Annotated in this window: 7 protein-coding genes; 4 read left to right on the top strand and 3 right to left on the bottom strand. The window is 70.5% G+C overall.

Annotated elements, in window-relative coordinates; all coding sequences use genetic code 11:
- Positions 1-1,010, top strand: a 1,010-nt coding sequence (locus DDE13_RS15885; RefSeq protein ID WP_111405266.1) for an exopolysaccharide biosynthesis polyprenyl glycosylphosphotransferase, incomplete at its 5' end; no start/stop codon positions are given.
- Between the two features lie 61 nt (positions 1,011-1,071).
- Here the strand turns inward: DDE13_RS15885 and DDE13_RS15880 are convergent.
- Genes DDE13_RS15880 through DDE13_RS15870 form a run of 3 tightly spaced genes read right to left on the bottom strand, consistent with a single transcriptional unit; the run spans position 1,072 to position 3,871 of the window.
- A complete protein-coding gene (locus tag DDE13_RS15880) occupies positions 1,072-2,259 on the bottom strand; it encodes an amino acid aminotransferase (protein ID WP_111405261.1) in 1,188 nt (395 codons plus the stop codon).
- An 8-nt stretch (positions 2,260-2,267) separates the two neighbouring features.
- On the bottom strand, positions 2,268-3,467 hold the full coding sequence (gene kynU / locus DDE13_RS15875) for a kynureninase (protein WP_111405260.1): 1,200 nt from the start codon (positions 3,465-3,467) through the stop codon (positions 2,268-2,270).
- 2 nt (positions 3,468-3,469) lie between these two features.
- Positions 3,470-3,871 (bottom strand): TSUP family transporter, encoded by a 402-nt coding sequence (locus DDE13_RS15870; RefSeq protein ID WP_162631049.1) that lies wholly within the window; start codon positions 3,869-3,871, stop codon positions 3,470-3,472.
- A 179-nt stretch (positions 3,872-4,050) separates the two neighbouring features.
- Between DDE13_RS15870 and DDE13_RS15865 the strand changes: the two genes are divergently transcribed.
- Genes DDE13_RS15865 through DDE13_RS15855 form a run of 3 tightly spaced genes read left to right on the top strand, consistent with a single transcriptional unit; the run spans position 4,051 to position 8,597 of the window.
- Positions 4,051-5,304 carry a sarcosine oxidase subunit beta family protein gene (locus DDE13_RS15865; protein ID WP_111405258.1) on the top strand — a complete coding sequence of 418 codons (1,254 nt, stop codon included), beginning with the start codon at positions 4,051-4,053 and terminating at the stop codon, positions 5,302-5,304.
- 12 nt (positions 5,305-5,316) lie between these two features.
- Entirely contained in the window at positions 5,317-5,619 is a 303-nt protein-coding gene (locus DDE13_RS15860; RefSeq protein WP_111405257.1) for a sarcosine oxidase subunit delta, read from the top strand.
- Positions 5,616-8,597, top strand: a complete 2,982-nt coding sequence (locus tag DDE13_RS15855) for a sarcosine oxidase subunit alpha (protein WP_111405256.1) — start codon at positions 5,616-5,618, stop codon at positions 8,595-8,597. The genes DDE13_RS15860 and DDE13_RS15855 overlap by 4 nt, the downstream gene beginning before the upstream one ends.

Raw genomic sequence — 8,597 nt, 5'->3', positions numbered from 1 at the left:
TGGCGGGCTGGGTGGTCGCGCAGGGCCTGACGGAGCGCCGCGCGGTGCTGGTGGGCGGCGGGCCGGGCGCGCAGCGGCTGATCCGCGGGCTGGCGGGACATCCGGGCGCGGACATTCGGATCTGCGCGATCTTCGACGACCGCGGCGGGGAGCGGGCGCCGGATGTCGTGCTCGACGTGCCGAAGATCGGACGGATCGGGGACCTCGTGGCGTTCTGCCGCGAAGCGGAGGTGGATCTCATCATCGTGACCCTGCCGCCCACGGCGGAGGCGCGGATCGGGCATATCCTCGGGCTGTTGCGCGTGCTGCCGGTGCCGGTTCACCTGTCCGCGTTCAGCCGGGATTTCAGCTTCCGCGAGGGCCCCGACGGGCTGAGCGCGCTGTTGCCCGCGAGCTTCCGGCCCGAGCGGCGGGTGGTGAAGCGGGGCTTCGACCTGGTGGTGGGGTCGCTTCTGCTGGTGCTGTTGGCGCCGGTGATGGCGCTGGCGGCGCTGGCGGTGAAGCTGGACAGCCCGGGGCCGGTGTTCTTCCGGCAGGAGCGGCACGGGTTCAACGACCGGCCCGTGCGGGTGTGGAAGTTCCGGTCGATGTACGCCGCGGCGACGGATGCGCGGGCGGAGCGGGTCGTGGTGAAGGGCGACCCGCGGGTGACGCGGGTTGGGCGGGTGCTGCGGAAGACCTCGCTCGACGAGCTGCCGCAACTGTTCAACGTGCTGGGCGGGTCGCTGTCGCTGGTCGGGCCGCGGCCGCATGCGGTGGCGGCGCGGTCGTCGCGGGCCGAAGCGTTCGACCGGATCGTGGACGGCTATTCGGCGCGCCACCGGCTGCCACCGGGGATCACGGGCTGGGCGCAGGTGAACGGCTGGCGGGGGGAGGTGGACGACCCCGAAAGCCTGCGCGCGCGGTTCGCGCACGATCTGTTCTACATCGAGAACTGGTCGATCTGGCTCGATATCGCGATCCTGCTGCGCACGCCCGTGAGCCTGTTCGACACGCGGCGGGCGTATTGACGTGTATTTTTGACCGGTCATGCGGGACGCGGTGCGCGCGCCGTGGCGTCTGCCCCTTGGGTCAGGCGCGGGTGACTGCGCCGATGCGGGCGGCGAGCAGGGGGACCGTCGCGTCGGTCAGGCCCGCGATGTTGATGCGCCCGTCGCGGGTGGCATAGACGGCATGGTCGCTGCGCAGGCGGTCCATCCGGTCGGGCGACAGCGGAAGGCGGGAGAACATGCCGCGCTGGCGCGCGATGGCGGTGATGCCTGGATCGGGCGCCGTGGCGGCGGCCAGCGCGGCGGCGAGCGCGTGGCGCAAATCGGCGATGCGGCGGCGCATGGCGTCCAGCTCCGCCGCCCAGTCCGCGTGCAGCGCGGGATCGTCGAGCACGGTCTGCACCACCCGTGCGCCGTGATCGGGCGGAAAGGAACAGACCATGCGGTTGAGCGTCGCGAGCCGGTCGCGCAGCGCGCGCGCCGGGGCTGGCCCGGAGGCGATGGCGATCAGTGCGCCCACGCGGTCGCGGTAGACCCCGAAGGACTTGGAGGCGGAGACGGCCACCAGCGTCTCGGGGCAGGTGCGGGCGAGATGGCGCAGGCCCGCCGCGTCGGCGGCGATCCCGTCGCCGAAGCCGAGATAGGCGAGGTCCACCAGCGGCAGAAGCCCGCGCGCGGCGCACAGCGCCGCGATGGCCGCCCATTGCGCCAGGTCCGGGTCGATGCCCGTGGGGTTGTGGCAGCAGCCGTGCAGCACCACCACGTCGCCCGCCGCCGCCTGCCCGAGATCGGCCATCATCCGGTCGAAGGCGAGCGTGCCGTCGGGGGCGGCATGGGCGTAGCTCCGCATCGGCATCCCGAGATGGCGCAGGATCGCGGCGTGGTTCGGCCAGCCCTGTTCCGGCAGCCAGACCGTTGCGTGCGGCGCCAGCCCGCGCACCAGGTCGAAGGCCATGCGCAGCGCGCCGGTCCCGCCGGTGGTCGCGGCCACCGCCAGCCGGTCGCCCGCCACAGCGCCGTCGAGCACCAGCCGCGCCATCGCCTGCCCGAATTCGGGCGTACCGGTGAAGCTGGTGTAGGTCTTGGTGGACTGGGTTGCCGCCAGCCGCGCCTCGGCCGCGCGGACGGCGGCCATGACCGGTGTCTGCCCCGTCGCATCGCGGAACACGCCCACGCCGAGATCGATCTTGTCGGCGCGCGGATCGTCCCGGAACGCCTGCATCAGCGCGAGAATGGCGTCGGGCGCATCGGGGGTGAGGCGGTCGAACACGGGGCCGCTCAGGTCACGCGGGCGCGGGTCTGGTAGCGCGGAACGTCCCAGGCCCGCGTCGCCATCACCTCGGCGATGATGTCCACGGCGCGGTCGATATCGCCCGCGTCGAGATAGAGCGGCGTGATCCCGAAGCGCATGATGTCGGGCGCGCGGAAATCGCCGATCACGCCTCGGTCGATCAGCGCCTGGATTGCGGCATAGCCATGGGCGAAGCGGAACGACACCTGGCTTCCGCGCGATGCCGGTTCCCGCGGCGTCGCGAGCGTCAGGTCGGGGCAGCGCGCCAGCACCCCGTCGATCAGCCGGTCGCCGAGCGCGAGGGATGCCGCGCGCAGCGCGCCCATGTCCACGCCGTCCCACGCGTCGAGGGCCGCGTCGAGCACGGCGAGTTGCAGGATCGGCGGCGTGCCCACGCGCATCCGTTCGGTCGCTGGCGCGGGGCGATACTCCGGGTCCATGGCGAAGGGTGCGGCGTGCCCCATCCAGCCTGCGAGCGCCGGGTCAATCCCGTCCGCAAGGTCCGGGCGGACGTGGATGAAGGCGGGCGCGCCCGGCCCGCCATTGAGGAACTTGTAGGTGCAGCCCACGGCGAATTCCGGCGCGGCGCCCGCGATGTCGAGCGGCATGGCGCCTGCGCTGTGCGCGAGGTCCCAGATCATGACGGCCCCGGCTTCGTGGGCGCGGCGGGTGATGGCGGCCATGTCGTGCATCCGCCCGGTGCGGTAATCCACCTGCGTCAGCATCACCGCGGCGACGCTTTCGTCAATGGCGTCCGTGACGTCTTCGGGGGCGGGGGTCTCGATGCGGTGGCCGCGATCGTGCGTGCGGATCAGCCCCTGCGCCATGTAGAGATCGGTGGGGAAATTGCCGCTGTCGGACAGGATCACGCGGCGGTCGGGGCGCAGCGCGAGGGCGGCGGCGAGCGCCTGGTAGACCTTGATCGACAGGGTATCGCCGGTGGCGACCGATCCGGGCTGCGCGCCGATGATCCGCGCGATGCGGTCCCCCACGCGCTGGGGCAGGCCGATCCAGTCGGCGCTGTTCCACGCGCGGATCAGCTCCTGCCCCCATTCGGCGGTGATGACCCGTGCGGCGCGGTTGGCGGCGGTGCGGGGCAGGGGGCCCAGCGAGTTGCCGTCGAGATAGGTGACGCCTGCGGGCAGGTCGAAACGGTCCTTGACGGGCAGGGTGGCGGGTGCGGTCATGGTCAGGTCCAGACGCTGGCGAGCATGCGGATCGCGGTGATGAACAGGAATACCTCAAGGACGCGGCGAATCCAGATCGGGTTCACCCAATTGGCCAGCCGCGCGCCATGGGCGGCGGCGGCGGTGCAAAACGGCAGGATGACCGCGGCGGCGGCGAGGTCGACATAGCCGAGCGACAGCGGCGGGCGGCCGGGCACGCCCCAGCCCGCGATCACGAAGCCGAAGGCGGCGGCGGTGCCGACCGCCATGTGCATGGTGATCTCGGGCGGGAAATCGACGACCGGGAGAATCCAGAGCAGCACGGGTACGATGCCGCCACCCGCACCCAGAAGCGCGGCCGGCAGCCCCGCGAGGATCGCGTTGGCCGCGAGCGCGCCGATCGGTGGCAGGAGTTCGGCGGTCATGGCGGCCCCTCGTGAGACAGGCGTTCCGGATAGCCGAGCCGGGGGGTCGATGCAATTGCGCGCGGGCCGGGCCATGGCGCGCCGGGCATGTCGCAAAGCGCGGTGCAGGCGGCGCAATCATTCCCTGTCGCGCGGCGCAGGCATGGTAGCGCGGTCCCGTTCAACAGGTGGTGTCGCCCATGACCAGATTTTCCGCGCTCTCGCTCTTGCGCAATGCCCTGACCGGCAACAAGGACTGGACGGAACAGTGGCCCGACAGCCAGCCCAAGGCCGAATACGACGTGGTGATCGTGGGCGCGGGCGGGCACGGGCTGGGTGCTGCCTATTACCTTGCCAAGGAACACGGGATCACCAACGTGGCGGTGATCGACAAGGGCTGGCTGGGCGGCGGGAACACCGGGCGCAACACGACGATCATCCGGTCGAACTATCTGTATGACGAAAGCGCGCGGCTTTACGACCATGCGCTGGACCTGTGGGAGGGGCTGAGCCAGGAGCTGAACTACAACGTCATGTTCTCGCGCCGGGGTGTCATGATGCTGGCGCATACGGTGCATGACGTGCAGTCCTTCAAGCGCCATATCCATGCCAACCGGCTGAACGGCGTCGACAACCGCTGGCTGACGCCCGCCGAGGCCAAGGCGTTCTGCCCGCCGCTGAACATCGATCCGGGCGCGCGCTATCCGGTGATGGGGGCGGCGCTGCAGATGCGCGCGGGCACGGCGCGGCACGACGCGGTGGCGTGGGGCTATGCGCGCGGGGCCGCGGCGCGGGGCGTGGACATCATCCAGAACTGCCCGGTGATCGCGATCCGGCGCGGGCCGGACGGGGCCGTGCAGGGGGTGGATACCGCCAAGGGGTTCATCAAGGCGAAGAAGGTCGCGGTGTCGGCGGCGGGGCATACGAGCGTGCTGATGGACAGCGCGGGCGTGCGGATGCCGCTGGAAAGCTACCCGTTGCAGGCGCTGGTGTCGGAGCCGGTGAAGCCCTGCTTTCCCTGTGTGGTGATGTCGAACACGGTGCATGCCTATATCAGCCAGTCCGACAAGGGCGAGCTGGTGATCGGGTCGGGCACGGACCAGTACACCAGCTATTCCCAGCGCGGCGGGCTGCCGCTGATCGAGCACACGGTGGCGGCGATCTGCGAGGTCTTCCCGGTCTTCAACCGGATGCGGATGCTGCGCAAATGGGGCGGGATCGTGGACGTGACGCCGGACCGCTCGGCCATTCTGGGCAAGACGCCGGTGCCGGGGCTGTATGTGAACTGCGGCTGGGGCACGGGCGGGTTCAAGGCGACGCCGGGTGCGGCGCATGTGCTGGCGCACACGGTGGCGAAGGACGAGCCGCACCCGATCAACGCGCCCTTCACGCTGGAGCGATTCGCCACGGGGCGGTTGATCGACGAGGCGGCGGCCGCCGCTGTCGCGCACTGAGGGGGAAGACCGATGCTGCTGATCCATTGCCCCTGTTGCGACGAGACGTTGCCGGAGATGGAATTCGCCTATGCGGGGGAAGCCCATGTCGCCCGGCCCGCCGACCCGTCCGCGGTCAGCGATGCGGAATGGGAGGCGTTCCTGTTCATCCGCACCAACGTGAAGGGGCCGCATTTTGAACGCTGGCGGCATATCCACGGCTGCGGGCGCTTCTTCAACGCGGTGCGCGATACCGTCAGCGACCGGTTTCTGACCACCTATCCGGCGGGGGCGCCGCGCCCCGACCTGACGACCCTGATGGGGGATGACGCATGAGCCGCTTTCGCGTGCCCGGCATGGGCCGGGTGGACCACGAAGCACCCGTGAAGTTCCGTTTCGACGGGGTGCATTACGCGGGGCTGGCGGGGGATACCGTCGCCTCGGCGCTGCTGTCGCACGGGGTGCACCTGATGGGGCGGTCGTTCAAGTATCACCGCCCGCGCGGGCCGGTGTCGGCCGGGTCGGACGAGCCGAACGCGCTGATCGGCACGCGGCGCAGCCGGGCGCGGGCCGAGCCGAACACACGCGCGACCATGCAGGAGATCTACAGCGGTCTCCGGACGGTCAGCCAGAACAAGTATCCCAGCCTGAAATTCGACGTGGGCGCGGTGAACGACGCCGCCTACATGCTGTTTTCGGCCGGGTTCTATTACAAGACCTTCATGTGGCCCCGGTCGTTCTGGGACCGGGTCTATGAACCGGTGATCCGGGCGGCGGCAGGCTTGGGCGTGGCGCCCGACCGGGAAGACCCCGACCACTATGCCGGGCGCTACCTGCACACCGACGTTCTGGTCGTGGGCGCGGGGCCTGCGGGGCTGGCCGCGGCGCGCGCGGCGGCAGAGGCCGGGCAGCGCGTCGTGCTGGTGGACGAGCAGGCCGAGGCGGGCGGGAGCCTGCTGTCGGAACCAAGTGTGCGGATCGGCGGCAAGCCTGCTTGGGACTGGCTGGCGGCTGAACTGGCGGCGCTGGAGCGCCTTGGCGTGCGGGTGCTGCCGCGCACCACGGCCATCGGGTATTACCACCAGAATTTCGTGGCGCTGTGCCAGCGGCTGACGGATCATCTGGCCGACCCGGACCCGGCGCTGCCGCGCGAACGCATGTGGCGGGTGCGCGCGGGGCAGGTGGTGCTGGCGCAGGGCGCGCTGGAAAAGCCGCTGGTGTTCGACGGCAACGACCGGCCCGGCGTGATGCTGGCGGGCGCGGCACAGACATATCTGAACCGCTTCGGCGTGCGGGTGGGCGACCGTGTGGCGGTCGTCACGGTGCATGACAGCGCGTGGTTCGCGGCGTTCGATCTGGCCGATGCGGGCAGCAAGGTTGCGGCCATCGTCGATCTGCGGCCCGAGGTGTCCGAGAACTTGCGCGACGGCGCGAAGGCGCGCGGGATCACCGTGCTGACGGGGCACACGGTGACGGGCACCAGTGGCCGTTTGCGGGTGACATCCGTCCGGGTGAACCGCCTGAAGGATGGCGGGGGCCTTGGCGCGCCCCGGCAGATCGATTGCGACGCGCTGCTGATGTGCGGGGGCTGGACGCCGTCGCTGCATCTGTTTTCGCACACCAAGGGGTCGCTGCGTTGGGACGCGGATGGCCGAACCTTTCTGCCCGACCGGACGCTGGAGGATTGCCGGATCGCGGGTGCGGGCCGTGGCCTGTGGGGGATCGCGGACGCGCTCGCGGATGGCGCGGCCATGGGCGCCGCCGCCGCGCAGGCGCAGCCGGGCACGGTTCCAGCGGTGGAGAACGACCGCACCGGCGGCGGAATCGCCATGGCCGAACTGCCGACCGACCGCAACGCAAGCCGGGCGCGCGCCTTCGTCGATTACCAGAACGACGTGACCGCCAAGGACCTGCGGCTGGCCGTGAAGGAGGGCATGCGGTCGATCGAGCATGTCAAGCGCTACACCACCAACGGCATGGCCACCGACCAGGGCAAGATGAGCAACATCAACGGGTTGATGATCGCCGCCGACGCGCTGGGAAAGGCGCCGCCGCAGGTGGGGCTGACGACCTTTCGCCCGCCTTATACCCCGACGACCTTCGGGGTCTTCGCGGGCTATCACCGGGGTGGCCATTTCGAGGTGACGCGCAAGACGCCCATCGACGGCTGGGCCGAAGCGCAGGGCGCGGTATTCGAGCCCGTGGGCCATTGGCGGCGTGCGCGGTATTTCCCGCGCGGGCGCGAGGGGATGGACGCGGCGGTGGCGCGGGAATGTGCCGCCGTGCGGAACGGCGTGGGGCTGTTCGACGCCTCCACCCTCGGCAAGATCGAGGTGGCGGGACCGGACGCCGTGGAATTCATGAACCGGGTCTACACGAACCCGTGGACGAAGCTGCAACCGGGGCGCTGCCGCTATGGGTTGCTGCTCGGCGATGACGGGTTCATCCGCGACGACGGGGTGATCGGGCGGCTGGCGGACGACCGGTTCCATGTCACCACCACGACGGGCGGGGCCGCGCGGGTACTGAACATGATGGAGGATTACCTTCAGACCGAGTGGCCGGATCTGGACGTGTGGCTGACCTCCACGACCGAGCACTGGGCGGTTCTGGCGCTGAACGGGCCTATGACGCGCGACGTGCTGGCGCCGCTGGTCGGGGGGCTGGATATTTCGGCAGGGGCGTTTCCGCACATGTCCGTGGCGGCCTGTACCGTCGCCGGCGTGCCCGCGCGGCTGTTCCGCGTCAGCTTCACCGGCGAGGTCGGGTTCGAAATCAACGTGCCCGCCCGCCACGGTCTGGCGGTGTGGGAGACGCTGATGGATGCGGGCGCGGATCACGGGATCACGCCCTATGGCACCGAAACCATGCACGTTTTGCGGGCCGAGAAGGGGTATATCATCGTCGGGCAGGACACGGACGGGACGGTGACGCCCCACGACGCGGGGCTCGGCTGGGCCATCGGCAAGGCCAAGCCCGATTTCATCGGCAAGCGCGGGCTGGAACGGCCCGATCTGGTGGCACCGGGGCGCAAGCAGTTGGTGGGGCTGCTGACCGAGGACCGCTCGCGGCTGGAGGAGGGCGCGCAGATCGTGCTCGACCCCAAGCAGCCCAAGCCCATGAAGATGGTGGGGCATGTGACCTCGTCCTATGCCAGTGCGGCGGTGGGTCGACCCATTGCCATGGCACTGGTGGAAGGCGGGCATGACCGGATGGGCGAGACGGTCTATGTGCCGATGCCCGACCGGGTGATCGCGGCAAAGATCACCGACACCCAGTTCCACGACCCGGCGGGCGACCGCCTGAAGCTGTAA

The sequence above is a fragment of the Meridianimarinicoccus zhengii genome (assembly GCF_003254465.1).
Lineage (GTDB): Bacteria > Pseudomonadota > Alphaproteobacteria > Rhodobacterales > Rhodobacteraceae > Meridianimarinicoccus > Meridianimarinicoccus zhengii.
Note: the sequence above shows the minus strand (reverse complement) of the source record. Positions and strands in the feature narration are given on the sequence as shown.